General features: G+C 67.9%; 17 protein-coding genes. 5 read left to right on the forward strand and 12 right to left on the reverse strand.

Annotated features, from left to right (window positions below; genetic code table 11):
* The 3 genes from dapC to NK1_RS15090 all read right to left on the reverse strand — a co-directional run bounded on the left by dapC (nt 1) and on the right by NK1_RS15090 (nt 4185).
* Nucleotides 1-1107, reverse strand: coding sequence for a succinyldiaminopimelate transaminase (gene dapC, locus NK1_RS15080; protein ID WP_063009206.1), 1107 nt, complete (start codon nt 1105-1107; stop codon nt 1-3).
* A 14-nt stretch (nt 1108-1121) separates the two neighbouring features.
* A complete protein-coding gene (gene fdxA, locus NK1_RS35385; RefSeq protein ID WP_030514872.1) occupies nt 1122-1445 on the reverse strand; it encodes a ferredoxin in 324 nt (107 codons plus the stop codon).
* A 127-nt stretch (nt 1446-1572) separates the two neighbouring features.
* Nucleotides 1573-4185 (reverse strand): bifunctional FO biosynthesis protein CofGH, encoded by a 2613-nt coding sequence (locus NK1_RS15090; RefSeq protein ID WP_084460964.1) that lies wholly within the window; start codon nt 4183-4185, stop codon nt 1573-1575.
* 215 nt (nt 4186-4400) lie between these two features.
* Between NK1_RS15090 and NK1_RS15095 the strand changes: the two genes are divergently transcribed.
* The 3 genes from NK1_RS15095 to NK1_RS15105 all read left to right on the forward strand — a co-directional run bounded on the left by NK1_RS15095 (nt 4401) and on the right by NK1_RS15105 (nt 8863).
* Nucleotides 4401-4916, forward strand: coding sequence for a PH domain-containing protein (locus NK1_RS15095; RefSeq protein ID WP_063009125.1), 516 nt, complete (start codon nt 4401-4403; stop codon nt 4914-4916).
* The gene (locus NK1_RS15100; protein ID WP_063906008.1) at nt 4913-6730 is read left to right on the forward strand and encodes a PH domain-containing protein; all 1818 of its coding nucleotides are present in this window, start codon (nt 4913-4915) and stop codon (nt 6728-6730) included. Before NK1_RS15095 ends, NK1_RS15100 begins: the two co-directional genes overlap by 4 nt.
* Nucleotides 6731-6907: 177 nt before the next feature.
* Complete coding sequence (locus tag NK1_RS15105; RefSeq protein ID WP_063009127.1) at nt 6908-8863, forward strand: GMC family oxidoreductase; 1956 nt, start codon at nt 6908-6910, stop codon at nt 8861-8863.
* 6 nt (nt 8864-8869) lie between these two features.
* Here the strand turns inward: NK1_RS15105 and NK1_RS15110 are convergent, their stop codons facing one another.
* The 8 genes from NK1_RS15110 to typA all read right to left on the reverse strand — a co-directional run bounded on the left by NK1_RS15110 (nt 8870) and on the right by typA (nt 17839).
* Nucleotides 8870-9235: a DUF742 domain-containing protein gene (locus NK1_RS15110; protein ID WP_063009129.1), complete on the reverse strand. Its 366-nt coding sequence runs from the start codon at nt 9233-9235 to the stop codon at nt 8870-8872.
* A 6-nt stretch (nt 9236-9241) separates the two neighbouring features.
* Complete coding sequence (locus tag NK1_RS15115) at nt 9242-9631, reverse strand: roadblock/LC7 domain-containing protein (protein WP_030514865.1); 390 nt, start codon at nt 9629-9631, stop codon at nt 9242-9244.
* The gene (locus NK1_RS15120; RefSeq protein ID WP_245660515.1) at nt 9624-12119 is read right to left on the reverse strand and encodes a sensor histidine kinase; all 2496 of its coding nucleotides are present in this window, start codon (nt 12117-12119) and stop codon (nt 9624-9626) included. The genes NK1_RS15115 and NK1_RS15120 overlap by 8 nt, the downstream gene beginning before the upstream one ends.
* A gap of 254 nt (nt 12120-12373) precedes the next feature.
* Nucleotides 12374-12808: a hypothetical protein gene (locus tag NK1_RS15125; RefSeq protein ID WP_084460966.1), complete on the reverse strand. Its 435-nt coding sequence runs from the start codon at nt 12806-12808 to the stop codon at nt 12374-12376.
* On the reverse strand, nt 12805-12963 hold the full coding sequence (locus NK1_RS35005; RefSeq protein WP_167331885.1) for a hypothetical protein: 159 nt from the start codon (nt 12961-12963) through the stop codon (nt 12805-12807). Before NK1_RS35005 ends, NK1_RS15125 begins: the two co-directional genes overlap by 4 nt.
* Before the next feature lie 60 nt (nt 12964-13023).
* Nucleotides 13024-13923 carry an N-acetyl-1-D-myo-inositol-2-amino-2-deoxy-alpha-D-glucopyranoside deacetylase gene (gene mshB, locus NK1_RS15130; RefSeq protein WP_245660517.1) on the reverse strand — a complete coding sequence of 300 codons (900 nt, stop codon included), beginning with the start codon at nt 13921-13923 and terminating at the stop codon, nt 13024-13026.
* On the reverse strand, nt 13920-15701 hold the full coding sequence (locus NK1_RS15135) for an ABC transporter family substrate-binding protein (protein WP_245660519.1): 1782 nt from the start codon (nt 15699-15701) through the stop codon (nt 13920-13922). The genes mshB and NK1_RS15135 overlap by 4 nt, the downstream gene beginning before the upstream one ends.
* 236 nt (nt 15702-15937) lie before the next feature.
* Nucleotides 15938-17839 carry a translational GTPase TypA gene (gene typA, locus NK1_RS15140; protein WP_063009133.1) on the reverse strand — a complete coding sequence of 634 codons (1902 nt, stop codon included), beginning with the start codon at nt 17837-17839 and terminating at the stop codon, nt 15938-15940.
* A 163-nt stretch (nt 17840-18002) separates the two neighbouring features.
* Here typA and NK1_RS35010 point away from each other — a divergent pair, with 163 nt between their 5' ends.
* Together NK1_RS35010 and NK1_RS15145 are read left to right on the forward strand one after the other, a co-directional pair.
* Nucleotides 18003-18179, forward strand: a complete 177-nt coding sequence (locus NK1_RS35010; RefSeq protein WP_086007288.1) for a hypothetical protein — start codon at nt 18003-18005, stop codon at nt 18177-18179.
* 29 nt (nt 18180-18208) lie between these two features.
* Nucleotides 18209-18502 carry a 4a-hydroxytetrahydrobiopterin dehydratase gene (locus NK1_RS15145; RefSeq protein ID WP_036504880.1) on the forward strand — a complete coding sequence of 98 codons (294 nt, stop codon included), beginning with the start codon at nt 18209-18211 and terminating at the stop codon, nt 18500-18502.
* Nucleotides 18503-18507: 5 nt separating this feature from the next.
* Here NK1_RS15145 and NK1_RS15150 read toward each other — a convergent pair whose 3' ends face one another.
* Nucleotides 18508-19782, reverse strand: a complete 1275-nt coding sequence (locus NK1_RS15150) for a mannosyltransferase (RefSeq protein WP_245660521.1) — start codon at nt 19780-19782, stop codon at nt 18508-18510.
* Between the last annotated feature and the right edge of the window lie 417 nt (nt 19783-20199).

Genomic DNA, 20199 nt, shown 5'->3' on the forward strand with positions numbered 1-20199 from the left:
TCAGGCGGACAGCCGGACCGCCGCGGCCGCGATGCGTTCGTCGGTCGCGGTCAGGGCGATGCGCACGTGCTCGGTGCCGGTGGGGCCATAGAAGTCACCGGGTGCGGCGAGGATGCCGCGTTCGGCGAGCCAGTCCAGCGTGGTGCGGCAGTTCTCGCCGCGCGTGGACCACAGGTACAGGCCGGCCTCGGAATGGTCGATGCGGAAACCCGCCTCCACCAACGCCTTTCGCAGCACCTCGCGGCGGGCGCGGTAGCGTTCGCGCTGCTGCGCCTCGTGCCGATCGTCGGCCAGTGCGGCGGTCATCGCGGCCTGGATCGGATACGGGACCATCATGCCGGAATGCTTGCGCACCTCCAGCAACTCCCGGATCAGCTCGATGTCGCCGGTCACGAAACCGGCCCGGTAGCTGGCCAGATTCGACGTCTTCGACAGCGAGTGGATGGCCAGCAGGCCGGTGTGGTCGCCGTCGCTGACGCGCGGATCGAGGATGGATACCGCCTCGGCATCCCAGGTCAGGCCCAGGTAGCACTCGTCGGAGGCGACGATAGCACCGCGTTCGCGCGCGAAGGACACCACTTTGCGCAGATGGTCGATGCCGAGCACCCGGCCGGTAGGGTTCGACGGCGAGTTCAGATAGATCAGCGCCGGCGATTCCGGGCCGAGCCGGGTCATACCGTCCGCGCGCAGAATTCGCGAACCCGACAGCAGCGCACCCACCTCGTAGGTCGGATACGCCACCTCGGGAATCACCACCAGATCCGCGGGGCCGAGACCGAGCAGTCGCGGCAATCCGGCGATCAGTTCCTTGGTGCCGATCACCGGCAGCACCGCATCGGAGCCGATACCCGACATGCCGAAGCGGCGCGCCACCGCCGCCACCGCGGCCTCCCGCAGTTCGGGGGTGCCGTAGGTGGCGGGATACCCGGGTACGTCGGCGGCCGAGTCCAGCGCCGCGCGGATCAGCGGGTCGACCGGGTCGACCGGCGTACCCACCGACAGGTCGACGATGCCGTCGGGATGCGCCGCGGCGCGAGCCTTGGCCCCGGCGATGGTGTCCCAGGGAAAATCGGGCAGCAGACTGCTGACCCGCACACGATCGCGGATCACCGAAGCGCTACCTACTCGTTCGCCATCGGCGGCAGCGCGGCGATGAACGGCACGTCGTAGTCGGTCTTGCCGACCTTGGTCGCGCCGCCGGGCGAGCCGAGGTCGTCGAAGAAGTCGACGTTCGCGTTGATGTACCCGCTCCACTGGTCCGGGGTGTCGTCCTCGTAGAAGATCGCTTCCACCGGGCACACCGGCTCACATGCACCACAGTCCACGCACTCGTCGGGTTGGATGTACAGCATGCGATTGCCCTCGTAGATGCAGTCCACGGGGCATTCCTCGATGCACGCCTTGTCCTTCACGTCAACGCACGGTTCAGCGATGATGTACGGCACTGCCGTTCTCCTAGTCTGTCCTTGCCTGCGGGACACTTCCGCCCGCGCAACAGTATCCCGGGGACTCACATTACAACTGGTCAGCCTTGCCTAACTTGTCGAATCCGGAAGCGGCGCCGCGCCGCGATCAGCCGACCGTCAGCGGCAGGGCCGACACCTGGTGTTGCGGTATCCCGTAGGTGGTGGTGCGCTCCCGCACCGGGCGGCCGATCCCGGCGCCGATCTCGACCAGTTCGGCCACCGACTTCGCCGAGCCATGCTCCGATCCGGCCATCCGGGAAATGGTCTCCTCCATCAACGTACCGCCCAGATCGTTCGCGCCGCCGTTGAGCATCACCTGGGTGCCGGTGATGCCCAGTTTCACCCAGCTGGTCTGGATATTGGCGATACGCCCGTGCAGCATGATGCGCGCGAGCGCGTGTGCGGCGCGGTTGTCCCGGATCGTCGGCCCGGGCCGCGACGCACCCGCCAGATACAGCGGCGCGCTCTGATGCACGAACGGCAGCAGCACGAATTCGGTGAAACCACCGGTCTCGTCCTGGATGCCGCGCAGCACCCGCAGGTGGCCGACCCAGTGCTTCGGATTGTCGACGTGGCCGTACATCATCGTCGAACTCGACCGAATGCCGAGTTTGTGCGCGGTGGTGATGACGTCGATCCATGCCGAGGTGGGCAGCTTGCCCTTGGTGAGCACCCAGCGCACCTCGTCGTCGAGGATTTCCGCGGCGGTGCCCGGAATCGTATCCAGCCCGGCGTCTTTCAGCGCCGAGAGCCAATCGTGCACGCTCTGCCCGCCGCGCGAGGCGCCGTTGACGATCTCCATCGGGCTGAAGGCGTGCACATGCATCGAGGGCACCCGCTTCTTGACCGCCCGCACCAGATCGGCGTACCCGGTGACCGGCAGGTCGGGGTCGATGCCGCCCTGCATACACACCTCGGTCGCGCCTTCCACATACGCTTCCCAGGCCCGTTCGGCGACCTCGTCGGCGGACAGGGTGAACGCGTCGGCATCGCCCTTGCGCTGCGCGAACGCACAGAATCGGCAGCCGGTGTAGCAGATGTTGGTGAAGTTGATGTTCCGGTTCACCACGTAGGTGACATCGTCGCCGACGGTGTCGCGGCGCAGCTGATCGGCCAGGGCGGCGATGGCGTCGAGTTCCGCGCCGTCGGCGGTGGCCAGCGCCAGGTACTGGTCGTCGGTGAGCCCGGCCGGATCCTTCTCCGCGGCGCGCAGCGCACTCAGCACGTCGGTATCGAGCTTCACCGGCGCGCTGAGCGAAAGTACTTGTTCCCGAACGGTTTCCCAGTCACCGAAGGCGCCGAGGCCGTCGCTGTCCAGCCCGGAATCGCTGCGGGACTCGGTGTTGCGGCCCTCGGTGTCGATGGCGGTGTTGAGATCCACCCGGCCCAGCGACTCCCAGGACTGGTCGGGTTCCTGCCACGGACGACCGGACGGATTCACGTCGCGAGCCAGCCCGGTGCGCGGATCGGCCAGTGCGGCAACATGTCCCAGCACGCGCGGGTCGATCCAGGGGTTGCCGGCGAGCACATATTTCGGATGCGCGGTCAGCCGCTCGGTCAGCGTGTAGCCGGCCTGTGCGGTTACCTCGGCGAGCACCTCGAGGTTCGGCCACGGCCGCTCCGGATTCACGTGATCCGGAGTCAGTGGCGATACCCCGCCCCAGTCGTCGATACCGGCGTCGATCAGGGCCCGGCACTCGTCGAGCGACACCAGATTCGGCGGGGCCTGAATCCGCATCTTGGGCCCCAGCAGCAGCCGGGTCACCGCGATCGTGGCGCGGAACTCCGCCAGATCGGCGTCCGGGGTGTCGCGCATGGCGGTGTCGGACTTGGCCAGGAAGTTCTGCACGATCACCTCCTGCACATGCCCGAATGCCTTGTGCGACTTGCGGATCGCGAGAATGGAATCGACGCGCTCGGCATAGGTCTCACCGATGCCGACGAGGATGCCGGTGGTGAACGGAATGCTCAGCCGTCCCGCATCGGTGAGGGCACGCAGCCGGACCTGCGGATCCTTGTCCGGGCTGCCGTAATGCGCCTGACCGCGCTCGGTGAACAGGCGCTCGGAGGTGGTTTCCAGCATCATGCCCATCGACGGGGCGACCGGCTTGAGCCGCGACATCTCCGCCCAGCTCATCACACCGGGGTTCAGATGCGGCAGCAGACCGGTTTCCTCGAGCACCCGGATCGACATGGCGCGCACATAGTCGAGCGTGGAATCGTAGCCACGCTCGTCCAGCCACTGCCGCGCCTCCGGCCAGCGGTCCTCCGGCCGGTCACCCAGCGTGAAAAGTGCTTCCTTACAACCCAATTCGGCGCCCTTGCGGGCGATCTCGAGCACCTCGTCGGGTTCCAGATACATGCCGTGACCTTCGGCGCGCAGCTTGCCGGGCACCGTCACGAACGTGCAGTAATGACATTTGTCGCGACACAGGCGGGTGAGCGGAATGAACACCTTGCGCGAATAGGTGATGGGCGGGGTGTCCCCGGAATACGTCTCCCGCAGTCCCGCGTCCCGCACCCGGGCCGCGGACGCGGACAGATCCTCGAGATCCGCACCGCGTGCGTGCAGGAGCACCACGGCCTCGTCGAGATTGAGCGTCGCCCCGTCGCGCGCACGCCGCAAGGCTCTGCGCATGGCCGAAGAACTCGGCGGAACGGGCGGTACACCAGGAGTCGGTAGCCCAGTGTGCGGTTGTTCGTTCACGCCGTCGATCATGCGCCAACCATCCGAGTGTTCTCCCTTCGGTGCCCTGTGACGTGAGACAACCCGGGAGCCTTCGCGGGTTATTCCTGCTTCCGGCGACCAGTTTGCCTCCGGGAATACCGCGCCCACGACTGTGCTGGTGGGAGCGCTACCGGCGGAAATTCCGGTCGCACCGCCCGGCCAACGGCTGCACCGGCCGCGCCCGGTTCCATGTCACGATGGCTGGTATGACCCGGTCGCCGGAAGATTCGCCCGCGCGCACGATCCTGGCGGCCCCGGCGTGGCGGGCCAGTCGGCGGGCTCCGCTGTTGTGGGCGGCGGGGCCGGCGATTTTCTGGGCGTTCGTGCTGGTGGGCGGGCTGGTGTGGGTGGTACTCGACGGCTCACATCGAGGGTGGGCGCTGGCTCTGGTGGTGGCGACGGTGGTTTCGGCGGGGTTCAGCGTGGTGGTCGTGCCGATGTGGCGGTACGGCGTGCATCGGTGGGAGGTGACCGAGAGCGCGGTGTATACGCGGACGGGGTGGTTCAACCAGGAGAGCCGGGTCGCGCCGATTACGCGGGTACAGACGGTGGATACGCATCGCGGGCCGTTGGAGCGATTGTTCGGGTTGGCGACGGTCACGGTGACCACGGCGTCGTCGGCGGGCGCGGTGCGGATCGCGGCGCTGGATCTGGAGGTGGCCGAGCGGACGGTGGATCGGCTGACCGATATCGCGGCGATTCATCGGGAGGATGCGACGTGAGCGAATCGCCGGAGGGGGTGGCGGCCGACGATTGGCGACGGCTGGATATGCGGATGCTGCTCGTGCATCCGGTGCGGGAATTGTTCAGATACATTCCGGTGCTGCTGGGCGCGGTGATCGTAGGAACCCAGAGTGGCGGGCCGGCGTGGAGTCCGGTGGCCGTGGCGACGGTGATCGTGGCGTTCGCGTTGACGCGATGGTTCACCACCAGCTACCGCATCGGCGCCGACACCGTGCAGCTGCGCCGGGGCCTGCTGCAGCGGCGGACCTTGACGGTGCCGCGGTCGCGCATTCGGTCGGTGGACGTGCACGCGGACCTGATGCATCGAATGCTCGGGTTGGTGGTGCTGGCCATCGGGACCGGACAGCATGCCGATCGGGAGAAGCGGTTTCACCTCGACGGGGTGGATGCGCGGCAGGTTCCCGAGCTGCGGGCATTGCTGTTGCGGCCGGCGGAGGATACGCAGCCCGATACCGCCGCGGCAGCCAATGTTATCGGCGTTGACCCCGGGCTTTTCGGTCGCACGGCCGACAGCGGGTCGGCGGCCGTCACGACAACCCGGGACAGTTCGAAGAGAACCGCACATCAGGGCAATTCGGTTCACAACGGCATCACTGCCGGGAGGGCCGCACTGCAGCGAGCCTTGAACGGCGGCGACACCGACGCGCCGGCGGACGACGCGATCGAGATCGGGCATTGGCGGCCGCGCTGGGTTCGATACGCGCCGTTGTCGCTGACCGGCCTCGCCATTGTCGGGCCGGTGATCGGCCTGGCCGCGAAGGTCGGCGTCGCCGATGTGCTGGTGCATTCGCAAGCCGTGCGGGACCTCACCGAACACAGTGCGGTGTTCATCGCCCTCGCCGTGACGGGCGCGGTAGTCGTGCTGCTGGTGATCGCGGCCATTGCCGCGTGCATCCGATATCTCACCACGTATTTCGGTCTGCGCGTGCTCGACGGCGGCACCACGCTGCATATCCGCGGCGGCCTGTTCACCACCCGCCAAACCACGCTCGATCTCTCGCGGCTGCGCGGTGCGACCGTCAAGGAGCCTCTCCTCCTCCGGCTGGCCGGCGGCGCCGAGCTCGAAGCGATCATGACCGGCACGAGCCCGCGCCAGAAGCTGCTCCCCCAGGCCCCGCGCGCCGCCGTCGACCGCACCCTGGCCCAGCTTCTCACCAGCCGTTCTCGTCACGGAACCACTGCTTCCGCGAGCAATCACACTGCGCCGCAACGACTCTGGGACGACCCCGTAACCGCGGCCGCTCCCGCCTTGGTAGCACTCGAACAGCACGGCCCCCGCGCGCGACGGCGGCGCTACACGCGCGCCTTCATTCCGGTGTGGATTCTTCTCGCCACTCTGGCCGCGATACTCCTTGCCGGATCGGATGTTCCACCGTGGGCATGGGTCGTTCCCGTGATCGTCGCGCTCGGAGCGGCGGCCCTGGCGCACGATCGATATCGCGGACTGGGGCATGCGGTGATCCCATCGGACGGCGCGCGTCCGGTCTGGCTGATCACACGGCGCGGATCGCTGGATCGCGACCGTGACTGCCTGGAGGCGCCGGGTGTGATCGGGTGGACCGTGCGGCAGACCTTCTTCCAGCGGCGGGCGGGACTGGCCACCGTGATCGCGGCCAGCGCGGCCGGGAAGAAGAAGTACAGCATCGTGGATCTGCCCATCGAACGGGCGTGGGCGCTGATCGACGAGGTGACGCCCGGGCAGCTCGGCGTACGTGCGGAACACGGGACGACGCCCGTTCCGGCACCGGACTCCACATCGGACGACGCCGCCGCGAAACCGCGTGCAACCTGACGCCGACGCTGCGCCGCAGCGCCGATCACCGAACTGCATGTAACCGGCAGTTCTCCTGCTAGAACTCGGCGTCGCACCGGAAAAATGGGCCACATCTGCATGTATGTGGCAGATAAGTAAGAACGGATTCGCGCATCGTGATACAACTCACCCGAGTGTTGTGAAAGGTGAGCTTTTATGGATCCGACAGCCAAGCAGCGCGCGGCCCTGGGCCTGATCTGCGATACGTTCACTCCGGGCGACGGGCTGAGTCTGCCGTCGGCGACAGAACTCGGCTCCGTGGCGACGGTCTTCGACATCCTGAGCCGCAATCCTCGCCCCGCCGAGAGCAAACGGCTCGCCACCCTGCTCGATCTGTGGGATTCCCGATTGGCCGGATTACTGCTCGGCAACCGGGGCCGGCGCTTCTCGTCGCTGACCGCCGACGAGCGCGAGCGCACGCTCCTGCGCCTCGGCGATTCCCGGATCGCGGTGAAGCGCACTCTGTTTCAGGCGCTGAAGCAGGCCGCTCTGCTGTCCTACAACGTCACACCCGGCCCTACCGGCAGCCACCCGCTGTGGAAGGCGATCGACTATCCGGGCCCGCCCGGCACCCTCGCCTCGGCTCCTGCCCCGGCCTTGTCCGTGCTGCGTCCGGCCGAACCGACCACGTTGACCTGCGATGTCGTCATCGTCGGGTCCGGGGCGGGCGGTGGTACCGCCGCCGCCGTACTGGCCGAAGCGGGTCTCGACGTGATCGTGGTCGAACGCGGAAACTATTACGACGACCGGGATTTCGGCACCGGCGAACTCGACGCCCTGCTCAATCTGTACGCCCCCGGCCCACCCGCCACCAGCGAAGGCCAGATCACCCTGGTCGCGGGCACCTGCCTGGGCGGCGGCACGGTCGTCAACTGGAGCACATCGCTGCGCACCCCGGACGAGGTGCGCGCCGAATGGGCCGGACTCGGTGCGACCCAGTTCGCACAGGACGAATACACCACCGCCCTGGACGCGGTGACCGGGCGCCTCGGCGTCAACGATCGCCACTCCCCGCTCTCGGCGCGCGACAGCGTGCTGGAACGCGGCGCCACCGCCCTGGGCTGGCATATCGACACCCTGCCCCGCAACGTCGGCGACGCCTGCGATGCCGGCGTCGAATGCGGCCGCTGCCCCTACGGCTGCCGCGTCGGCGCCAAACAGTCGGTCACCAAGACCTGGCTCGCCGATGCCGCGGCACACGGTGCGCGGTTCGTGGTCGATGCGAACGTCCGGCGCATCCACGTGAACAACGGTCGCGCCGAGGGTGTTTCGGCCGTCGCCTCGAACGGCGCCGAGATCGAGGTGCGGGCCCGCGCGGTGGTCGTGGCCGCGGGCGCGGTGCAGACCCCGGCGCTGCTGAAGCGATCGGGCCTGCGCAACAAGAACATCGGCAACTATCTGCGTCTGCATCCCGCGGCGGCGGTCTTCGGTGTCTTCGACGAGCCGATCCGGCCGTGGGAGGGCGGTATGCAGGCGCGGATCAGCCGTCAGCACCGCGATCTGGACGGCCACGGCTACGGCGTCATCTACGAGACCGGTCCCATCCATCCCGGTATGGGCGTCGGCTTCATGAATTGGCGTGGCGCGGCGGCCTATCGGGCGAACCTGCTCGAGTTGAACAAGTCGGTGGCGCTGGGAGTGATCACCCGCGACCGCGACCACGGCAGTGTCGGCATCGACAAGAACGGGGAACCGGTGGTCTCCTACCGGCTCTCCGAGCACGATCGCGGCCATCTGCACACCGGAATCACCGGCGCCGCACAGATTCTCGAGGCCGCCGGGGCACGCCGCATCTATTCCGGACAGCAGGCCGGCCCGGCCTACGAGCCCGGCCGCACCGGATCACACGCCGAATTCGTAGCCGCCTGCGCCGCCGCCGGTTACGAGCCCGGACAGTGCGCGATGGGCGCGCTGCACATCATGGGTTCGGCGCGGATGGGCGGTGCACCGGACATGTCGGCGGTCGACCCCGACGGCGCCACCTGGGATGTGAACAACATCGTCGTCGCCGACGCGTCCTGCTTCCCCACCGCCTCGGGCGTGAATCCGATGGTCTCGATCGAGGCGATCGCCTACATGAACGCGAAACGCCTTGCGGCGCGGCTGCGCTGAGCTCGATCAGAGCCCTCGGATGCCGTCCAGCAGCGCCTGCAGCAGGCCGACGTCGGAGGCCTCGTCCTGACGGGGCTGGCGGTATTCGAGGCGGCCGTCGTCGATGAGATCGCAGACGAGCACCTTCGTCATGGTCAGCGGAAGTTCCAGCCGCGCGGCGACTTCCGCGACCGACTGCGGTGTGCGGCACAACTCCACGATGGCGGCGTATTCGGGTTCGTGGCGGCGCAGCGCCGCGCCCCGGCCGATATCGACGACCAGCGTCAGCATATCCAGTTCCGGCCGGTTGCTGCGGCCACGTCCCTGTGTGACCGCGTACAACCGGACCAGTGGTCCGGCCTCGTCGTCGAACCAGGCGTCACCGTCGTTCACGGTGGCTCATCGTCGGTCGACGGCGAGATGTGAACCCACCCGCTGCACGGTCTGGTTCATCGCGTACGCGACCATGCCCAGATCGGCGTTGTCCGCGGCCAGCAGGCCCAGACACGCGTTGTCACCCGCGGCGGTGATGAACAGCACCGCCCGGTCCAGTTCCACCATGGTCTGGCAGACACCGCCGGCGTCGAAATGATGTCCGGCGCTGCGGGCCAGGCTGTGCAGCGCGGAAGCCATGGCGCAGAACCGCTCGGCATCGGAGTTCTCCAGCTCCGAGGAGTTGCCCAGCAGCAGTCCGTCGGTGGACAGCAATACCGCGTAGCGGACACCGGTGAGACCCTTCACCAGATCGTCGAGCAGCCAGCCGACGTCACTTCGGTTGGGATTAGCCATCTTCACCCTCGTCTGTGTCGAAATGGGATGCCGTGGAGCCGGTTTCGGCAGCGGGTCGGCGGCCCTGCCGGGTGCCCTGCTCGACGGCGCTGATCAGGTTGCGAGCTTGGTCGGCGGTGCGTTGCCGAACGGTATTCGTGCCGGACGCGGGCGTCTCGTCGTGATCGGCCGAGCGCACCCGGCGCGGCAGCGGCGGACGGCCCTCCCCGGCGCGAACCACGCCCGGGCTGGTCACCGGCGCGCCGAACACTCCGGTCGCGGGTGCGGAATCGATACGCTCCGAGGCCGAGGTGAACCAGGCCGAGCGTCGTGTGCTCAGGTCCGGATCCGCGGCCTGCGGCGGCGCGACGCCGGTCGCCGGCGGAACATCCTCGGCGACAATCACTTCCGCACGAGCGGCGGACGCGTTGGTCACCGGCCCCAGCACGGCGAACTCCCCGGTGGCGGGACCCGGATCCTCGAAGTCCGTACCGTTCACCTCACCGGCTTCCAGCACCGGCGTGCCGATCAGCACCACCGCACGCACGCCGCCGTAGACCGATTCGCGCAGCTTCACCGAAATACCGTGCCGGTTGGCCAGTTTCGCGACCACGAACAGGCCGAGCCGAGTGTCGGTGGACAGTGCCGCCACACTGAATTCCGGCGGGTGCGACAGCATTTCGTTGCGACGATCGAGTTCGTCGGCGGTCATACCCAGGCCCTGGTCGACGATCTCCACCGCGACACCGCGTCCCACCACGGCGGCGTGCACCTCCACCCGTGCCTGCGGCGGCGAATACGAGGTGGCGTTGTCCATCAGCTCGGCCAGCAGGTGGATCAGGTCGGCGACCGCGGTGCCGATCACCCGGGTGCGCGGAATACGGCCGATGCGAATTCTGGTGTAGTCCAGACTTTCCGCGACGGCACCGCGAATCACCTCGATCAGCGGAACCGGATTGCGCCAGCGCCGGCCCGGCTGTTTGCCGCCGAGAATGATCAGGTTCTCGGCGTTGCGGCGGGCGCGGGTCGCCAAATGGTCGAGCTGGAACAGCAATTCGAGCTGGTCGGCGTTCTCCTCGCGCCGCTCGGCCTGGTCCAGCAGAGCCAGCTGGCGATGCACCAGCGCCTGGCTGCGATGGGCGATATCCAGGAAGATCGTATTGATACCGGCGCGGGTATTCGATTCCGCGACCGCGGCCGACACCGCCGCCACCTGTGCTCGGTTGAACGCCTGCGCGACCTGGCCGAGTTCGTCGGACCCGAAGTCCAGCCGCGACACCTCCATCGGGGCATCCACCGTCTCACCGGCCGAAACCCGGCGCATGATGTCGGGCAGCCGCTCGTCGGCCAATTCCAGTGTGTCGCGGCGCAATCGGCGCATCCGGCCGATGAACCGGTTCGCCAGCACCAGCGAGGCGAGGAAGGCCAGAATCGACACCAGCAACACCGCACCACCGCCGGCCAGCGATCCGATGGCGGTGCGATCACCCTGATCCCGCGCCTCGGCGTGCGCGTCCCGGCTCTTGTCCTGCCACAGCGTCAGCAGTCCGGAGCCGAGTTGTGCCGAACTGTCCTGCCAGTCCTGCAAGGTCATCGGCAGCGGTTTCGCGGGTTGCCGGCTCGTGCGCGACCGCGTGGTATCGCCGGTCCGCGTGCTCGGGTCGGAATCGTCGGTGGCCGCCATCGGACCGCGCGCGGCGACCGCGTCGGCCATCTCGTTGACCTGCGCCCACGCCGGGCTGTTCACGATCGCCTGGAGCTGATCCGCGCGTTCCCCCTTCAGCACCGACCGCGCATAGGCGATCTGGCCGCGGAATTCACCGAGGAAGTTGGTGTACTGGGTCCACTGCGCGGGCGTCGAAGTGCCTGTCACCAGGAATAATTCACCGAGTGCCGTGGCTTCGGACAACGCCTCCGCGGCGCGCATCACCTCGACGGCATAGCCGAGCTGGACGGCGATGCCGGCATCCGGCGCGACCCGGGCAGCCAGCATCGAGGCATCGATGATCGCCGCGGTGAAACGGCTGAACAGTCCGAAGGCCTGATCGGCCGGCGCCTGGCCGGAATCGATTCCGCGCCGAACCAGCGGCAACTGCGCGAGCAGCTGACCGTAGGCGGCGATATCGGCTCCGGAGTTGTCCGGATTCATCTTCTGCGCCTCGTCGCCCTTGGCGGTGAGGGCGGCCAGCGCCGCATCCGAGCGCTGTCGCGCGGCCGTCAATTGTGCTGCGGCGCTGGGATCGCCCGCCAGTTGCAGCATCGAGAGCCGGCGCTCCTCACCGAAGGTCTCCATGATGGCGACCGCGGGAGCGGCGGTACTGCTGGCCAATTCGGCCCACTGCCGGGCATCGCGGCCCGACCGCACCAGATACGACGCCGCGCCCACACCGATGGCGAGCAGCGTGATGCTGGAGATCAGCACGATGGCGAGCAGGCGCACGCGCACGCTGACCCGCCCGCGCACACCCCGGCTCATCAGGCCGAGCCAGCGCGAATCCTTGGTGTTCACAGGCAATCCAGGAAGCTTCGACCACTCAACCACGGGTGATCTTCCTGTTGTCGGGCGACGTCCGCGCGCATTCGGATCTCGGCGCACCCGAGCCAACCGGCCAGCTGAGCAACCGGCCCCCACTTCCTAACCACACCGCCCGCCGGGCGGCAGAACCACAGATAACGCCTGAGAGACTAACCGACCCTCCGGCCGGCTACAGCCGTTCGCCGATATCTCTTTCCGGCAAGACCTTCCGGAGGACCGGCACCGGTTCAGAGTGTGGCGGGGGTGACTTTCGGGCGCAGGAACGCCCGCCGGAACAGATAGAGCCCCACCGGCACGATGCCGCAGGCCAGCAGCAGCGGCGAGGTCCAGGAGTCGGTCAGCAGCACATCGCCGCCGGGCCCGGTGGTGGAGCAGATCAGGAATCCGAACAGCCACGCGATCACCGGCAGGCCCATCGCGGCCGGGCGCGACACGACCACACCCATTCCCCGCACCAGCAGCACGTTCACCACCGCGGCGACCAAGGCCGCGATCGGGAAGGGCGTGGCGCCGATGTAGAGCGGCAGGTAGAGCACCTCGAGCACCACCGAGAGCAGCCCGTCGAACACCAGGACCGCCGCCAGCACGCCGCCGAGCACCGGCCGGGCATACCTCGACCCGCCGGGCACATAGGCGGTCCGGCTGGTCGTCGCGGCCGTCACGGGACCGGCGGGAAGCCGAGCAGGGTCAACAGATGACTCTGCATATCGACGAATCCGTAGAGCACCGACAGGTACAGATCGTGCTGCGCCTGCCAGTTCGGCTTCTGGCTCTCGACGAACGCGACGATGGCGTCCTGCAGGCTCCAGTTGTACATGCCCAGCAGTCTAAGCCGACCCACCCACGATTCGACCAGCCCGAGTGCCGGCTGCCGCGGTCAATCGAGTCCGGCGAACAGATCGTCCTCGTGTCCGTCCGGGCCCACCGGCCCGATACGCCCACGCACCAGCACGTAATGCTCCTCCGGCAGCACCGGCTGGGCGATGTTGTTCGACAGCGCGAATTCGCGGCCCGAGGGCGCGACGGTGACCTGGGTGGCATGGGCGCGCAGGGCGGCGCGTTTGGCCGCCAGCACGTCCGAGACATCGATCGTGGTGGTCACCGTCTCACTCGCCACACACGCCAGCTCGCCGACCGCCGGCAGCCGCCAACCGCTCGGCAGCGCCCCCGGCAGACGGTCGACCGTGCGGCGGGCCAAGGCCTCGGTATGCCGGCGCAGTACGTCGGCGTCGGTCACCGTCCAGTACACCTTCGGTGTGTCCCAACCCTTTTCGGCCGCCGCGGCCACCGCGTCCATGGTGACACGATGGGCGCGCATATGGTCCGGATGGCCGTAACCGCCGCGCGGGTCGTAGCCGACCACTACACGCGGGCGCAGCCGCAGCAGCACCTCGCACAACTCCGCCACCGCGGCGGGCCCGGAATCGACGAAGGCACGCGGATGCGTCGGCACCATGGGCTTGGGATCCGCGGTCGTCCCGCTCATCCCGGAATCGCGCCAGCGGCCCGCCCCGCCCAGAAAATGCGGCGCGTCGACTCCGAGCGCGGCCAGCGCGGCGGTCAGCTCATGGATGCGGAACCCGCCCAGCTGATCGGCGTGAGCGCTGGTCAGCTGTTGCCACTGCTCCCCGATGACCTCGCCCTCCTCGCCGAGCGTGCAGGTCACCACGGTCACCGGAACCCCGCGTGCCCGGTAGTGCGCGATGGTGCCGCCGGTGGTGATCGATTCGTCGTCGGGGTGGGCGTGCACCAGAACCAGACCGCCGGTTCCGGTCACGACAGCCGCCGCCAGGTACTCGCACCGCCGAAGATCCCGACCTGGATCGAACCGCTCAGCGAGACCCCGTCCATCCGCGAACTCGCCGCGGCGACACCGGTGTCCTGCACGATCGGCAACACCGTGGCCAGATCCCACAGCCTCGGCTCCGCGTCACCGATCGCCTTGGGTACGTCCACCCCGCGCAGCGCGGCATCGATCTGCGGTTGCAGCGACGGATCGCAGATCCCCGACACATTGCTCGGCGCCTTGCGAATGGCATCGATCTTCGACGTGTCCTCCTGACCGGGCGCGGCCACCGGCGGGCAGCCGTAGCGCGAGGACAGGATCGTCGCCGGATCCTCCCCGGCCCGCTCCCAGCCGACCACCGCGTCGACGGTCCCGTCCGCCAGATCCTTGCCGTAGAGCTCGTCGGCGGGCAGGCTGCGCACCGACGCATCGATTCCGGCGCTGCGCAGCTGGTCGGCGGCGGTATTCGCGACCGCCAGTGTGGACGGGTCCTTGTCCACCGCGCCGATCCGGATCGTCAGGGTCCGGCCGTTCTTGGCGACCGGGCGCGGCTGCGGCGCCGGCGACGTCGTCGGATTACCCGACGCGGGAGTCTCGGGCGCACGGCCGAATCCGGCTTCGGCCAGCAGCCCGAACGCCTGCTCCGGAGACGGCCGCGGCGGAGCCGTCGGCGCGTACCCCGGATCCGAGGGCGCCAGGATCTGCGCCCGCACCGGATCCACCCACGCACCCGTCTCCGCGCCCACCGAGGCCAGCAGCGCCGGATCGAGCAGACCCAGTACCGCGTGGCGCACGCGCGGATCGGACAGATCCCCGGTCCGCCCGTTCAGCACCATCTGCATTTCCCGCGCCTGCGGCATGATCGCGGTCCGCACCTGCGGAATCGCCGCCAGCTGCGCCTGCGTCGCGACACCGCCGTGCACCAGCGCCATCTGCGCGTCACCCGCGCGCAGCGATTCGGCCAGCTGCGCCGGAGTGCCACCGCGACGCAACAGAATCTGATCCGGCACCGCCGGAGTACCCCAGTAGCGGTCGTTGCGTTCGAGCAGGATCTCCTCGCGGCCCGCGTCGGCCTGCTTCACCCGGAACTGCCCGCCGGAAATCGGATTCTGATCGATCAGGCCACGCTCCACGGCGAGCGCCCGTTGAAATCCACCGGGCGCGTCCTTCAGCAGATGCGACGGCAGCAGATCCGAAAACAGTTGCCGCCAAGCCGGATACGGCTGAGTCATCGTCACCGTGACCGTCTTGCCGCCCTCCGAGGACTTCACATCGTTGATCAACCGGTAGCCCGCCGGATCCACCACGCCGGGCTGGCTGATCATCTGCTGCCACAGATACCGGAAATCCTCGGCCGCGATCGGCGCCCCGTCCGACCACGACGCCTGATTCTGAATCTTGTAGGTCAGCGTGAACAGATCCGGCTGCGACGGATCGGACGGCGTCACATCCGCCGACACCATCAACGACGCATCCGGAACCCAATCCGTGCCCCCCGGCACCGCCGGTGACGGCACCGGACGGAACGGACTCGGAAACACCAGCGAGGCAACGGCATTCGTCGCCGGCGACTGATTCGACCGCAGATGCGGATTGAATCCGATCCCGATATCGTCCACCGCCACGACCACCGTGGACTTCGTCGGCGTCGCCGGAGTCGTCTTCGGACTGTCGGTGCTCTCGATCGGCGGCGGCGGATTGGCGGTGCACGCGGTGAGTACCCCGAGCGCCAGCATCAGCACCAAGACCACGCGCCGCCCCGCACGCATTCGAACTCCCGACATCACGGCTCGTACTCTAATGTTCTTGGCCATCGCTTCGCTCCGGCGGGGTTTCGGCCCCCTGGGCCTCGATTTTTCCCTCCTCCGCTCCTCCGCTTCGCTCCCCGCTCCGTCAGTCCAAAATCGAGGCGGGCCGAAACCCACCATGGTGTACGGCTCGTAGATGTACAGAGGCTCACGTCTTCTGGACGTGAGCCTCCGGGTTTTTCAGCGGGGGTGTGCCCTTACGCGTTCTGGGCGGCGCGGTCGCGGGCCTTGCGGCGGGACGCCTCGCGGCCGCGCTCGGTGGCACCGAGAATCACCTTGCGTACGCGCACGATCTCGGGGGTCACCTCGACGCACTCGTCGGCGGCACAGAACTCCATGGCGCCTTCGAGGTCCAGCTGCAGCGGCTTGGCCAGCGTTTCGAGCACGTCGCCGGTGGCCGACCGCATATTGGTCAGCTTCTTCTCGCGGGTGACGTTGATGTCGAGGTCCTCGGCGCGCGGGTTGATGCCCACCACGTGGCCCTCGTAGGTGTCGGCGCCCGGCTCCACGAAGAACTGGCCGCGGTCGGCGAGCTGAATCATCGCGAACGGGGTCACCGTGCCGGCCCGGTCGGACACCAGCGAACCGGTGTGGCGGGCGCGAATCTCCCCGGCCCACGGCGCGTACCCGTCGAAGACGGCGTTCGCGATACCGGTGCCGCGCGTCTCGGTGAGGAAGTCGGTGCGGAAACCGATCAGACCGCGCGAGGGGACGATGAACTCCATACGCACCCACCCGGCGGAGTGGTTGCTCATCTGGACCATCTTGCCCTTGCGGGCGGCCAGCAGCTGCGTCACCGCACCCAGGTACTCGTCCGGGCAGTCGATGGTCAGCTCTTCGAACGGCTCGTGCACCTTGCCGTCGACCTGCTTGGTGACCACCTGCGGCTTGCCGACGGTCAGCTCGAAACCTTCGCGGCGCATCTGCTCGACCAGGATCGCCAGCGCCAGCTCACCGCGGCCCTGCACCTCCCAGGCATCCGGGCGGCCGATGTCGAGCACCCGCAGCGACACGTTGCCGACCAGCTCCTGATCCAGGCGCGACTTCACCATGCGGGCGGTCAGCTTGTGGCCCTGCACCCGGCCGACCAGCGGCGAGGTGTTGGTGCCGATCGTCACCGAGATGGCCGGCTCGTCGACGGTGATCCGCGGCAGCGCCACCGGGTTCTCCACATCGGCGAGCGTGTCACCGATCATGATCTCCGGAATGCCGGCGATGGCGACGATATCGCCGGCCACGGCCTCCTCACCCGGCTTGCGCTCGACGCCGATCGTCTGCAGCAGCTCGGTGATCTTCACGGTCTTGACGCCGTCGCCGTGCATCCACGCGACGTTCTGGCCCTTGCGCAGGGTGCCGTTGTGAATGCGGACCAGGCCGATCCGGCCGAGGAACGGGGAGGCGTCCAGGTTGGTGACATGCGCCTGCAGCGGCGCCGACGGGTCACCCTTGGGCGCGGGCACGTACTTCAGCAGCACCTCGAACAGCTCGTCGAGGTTCTCCGCGTCGGGCGCGCTGCCGTTCTCGGGACGCTGGGTGGACGCCTTGCCCTCGCGGCCGGAGGCGTAGAGCACCGGCAGGTCCAGCGCCAGCTCGGCCGCCTCGGACGCTTCGTCGTCGAGGTCGGAGGCCAGATCCAGGAGCAGGTCGTGGCTCTCTTCGACGACCTCCTCGATCCGGGCGTCGGGACGGTCGGTCTTGTTCACGACCAAAATCACCGGAAGCGAGGCGGCCAGCGCCTTGCGCAGCACGAACCGGGTCTGCGGCAGCGGGCCCTCGGACGCGTCGACGAGCAGCACGACACCGTCGACCATGGACAGACCGCGCTCGACCTCACCACCGAAATCGGCGTGGCCAGGGGTGTCGATGACGTTGATCACAGTGACGCTGCCGTCGCCGTGATGACGATGCACCGCGGTGTTCTTGGCGAGAATGGTGATGCCCTTCTCGCGCTCCAGATCACCGGAGTCCATCACCCGATCGACCGGCTCGGCACGCTCGGCGAAGGCACCGGACTGCCGCAACATGGCATCGACCAGCGTCGTCTTGCCGTGGTCGACATGAGCCACAATGGCGACATTGCGGAACTCGACAGACGACACGTTGAATCCTCCTGCTGAATGAATGGGTTGCGGCCGACCCGCGCCGTAGCGGGTCCGAACAAGGCAGGCGCCTGAAGGCTCACCGGACATGCGGCCAGGTACACAGTACCGAAACACGCCTCGGCCGCCGTTTCCGGCATCATGGTTGGTTACCCTGGGGCCCATGGGCAAGGTGAAGGCCAAGGAGGTCGCACACCTCAAAGCGAAGAAGAAGTGCTGCCGTAAGAAGAAGCGCTGTCTGAAATGCCCGGTCGTGGTCTCGAAAATGAAGAAGTGTCAGGCCGCGGGGGTCAAGGGCAAAGATCTCAAAAAGGCTCTCAAACTCGCGCGTGCGGCCTGAGCCGCGACCGCTGGGGTAGAACCGAGAGTATGAGTACCCCATTGCTCTCCGACAGCGAGATCGCCACTGGGTTGCGCGAACTACCCGCCTGGACCCACACCGGCAGCAGCATCTCCCGAACCGTCGAGGCTCCGTCGTTCCTGGCCGGCATCGAACTGGTGCGACGGGTGGCCGACTCCGCCGAGAAGGTCAACCACCACCCCGACATCGATATCCGGTGGCGGCGAGTCACCTTCACCCTCTCCACCCATTCCGAGGGCGGCATCACTCGCAAGGACCTCGCGCTGGCCGGCCAGATCGACCGCCTCGCCGACCAGAGCTGAACGGCCTATCCCGACCGGACCGAACCCGCCGCGACCGCGGGCGCCGACACCGGCGTGCCCGGCCGTCCGCGCTGCGCGCCCGCCCAGATGATCCACAGGTAGGTCGCCACCACGCCGAAGACGTAGATCGCCCCCAGCCAGGCGAGAACCGCCGGGCGGGAGATCTCCCAGATCGTCGGCTGGAAGAAGGTCAGGATCCACGGAATGCCGACCAGCGTGGTCACCAACCAGAACCCGGCCACCACCCGCGCCCCCGCGATCGAACGCAGCGGACCGTGCACCAGCCACATCATCAGCGGCAGCAGCCACACCCAGTGGTGCGACCACGAGATCGGCGACACCATCAATCCGAACAGTTGCACCACCAGCAGCACACCGAGCCGGTCGTCGAAATCGACTGCGCGCCAAGCGAACCAGGCCAGTACGACGGTCAGCAGCACCGCGCCCAGCCACCACGGCCCGAACGGGACGCGATGCCCCGCCAGATACCAGGGCGCCCCCGCGTCGTGACCGAGAATGCGGCTCAACGCCCCGCGCAGCGACTGGTTGACCACCGAACCCACGGGGCCGATGCGATTCGCGTCACCGATCAGCGGCCCGAAATAGGTGCGAGTCTCCGACGACGAAATGAGGAAACTCAGTCCGATCGTCGCCGCGAACACCGCCGCCGACCATACCGCGGCCGCCCACCGCCGCTGCGCCAGGAAATACAGGCCGGTGACCCCCGGCGTCAGTTTGACCCCCGCCGCCACACCCACCAGCAGCCCCGACAGCCACCAGCGCGTGGAATACGCCGCCGCCAGCCCCGCCAGCAGCAGGAACACATTCACCTGCCCGTAGTCGAGCGTCGTCCGCGTCGGCTCCAACCACAGGCCCAGCGCGGTCCACAGCATCGCCACCGCCCGCCGATTCGGTTCCGCCACCGCAGCCCCCGGCAACAGCGCGAAGGCGATCCGTACCGAGGCGTAGAGCGCGACCACGATCAACCCGAACCACAGCAGCGTCACCAACCCGAACGGCAGGAAATGCAGCGGATAGAACACCACCGCGGCGAACGGCGGATAGGTGAACGGCAGTGGGAAATCGGGAGTCTTGTCGGCATAGACGAAGTCGTAGAGATGCCCACTGCCCAAATTGGCCGCGCCCTCGACGTATACGCGCAGGTCGACCACGTCGAGACCGTGCGGAAGCACGAACATCAGCACCAGACGGGCCACGACCGAAACGGCCAGAACAGCCCCGGCCACGCGGATGTCGGCCAAACGGAGGTGTCGGGTCACGGGCTGCAATTCTGCCTCCGCTTCGCTACGGCGGGGTTTCGGCCCCCTAGGCCCCGATTTTTCACTCCTCCGCTCAGTCGCTGCGCTCCCTCGCTCCGTCGCTCCAAAATCGAGGCGGGCCGAAACCCTCCGAGGTGTACGGGTTGCAGATGTATACCTGTGCCGTGAACTGACGTTCCGTGCCGGCTCGAATGACCCGTGTAACAAAGGCATCACTGTTCACTTGCGTAACACTGCTTTGGGGTTATGTTCGGACAACGCGCCGGGCGGGGTGATCGGAATTGCCGAGCGGTGCAGGCAAGATCACACCCACGGCTGTACAACACGGCGGCACTGTCTTTAAAGTGTCGCGAAGCGATGCCCCCATCGCGCGATGTTCTCGCATCGCATGACGAGGTAACCCCGAGGTTAAGGACG

This window comes from Nocardia kruczakiae NBRC 101016 (assembly GCF_001612965.1).
In the GTDB taxonomy this organism is placed as follows: domain Bacteria; phylum Actinomycetota; class Actinomycetes; order Mycobacteriales; family Mycobacteriaceae; genus Nocardia; species Nocardia kruczakiae.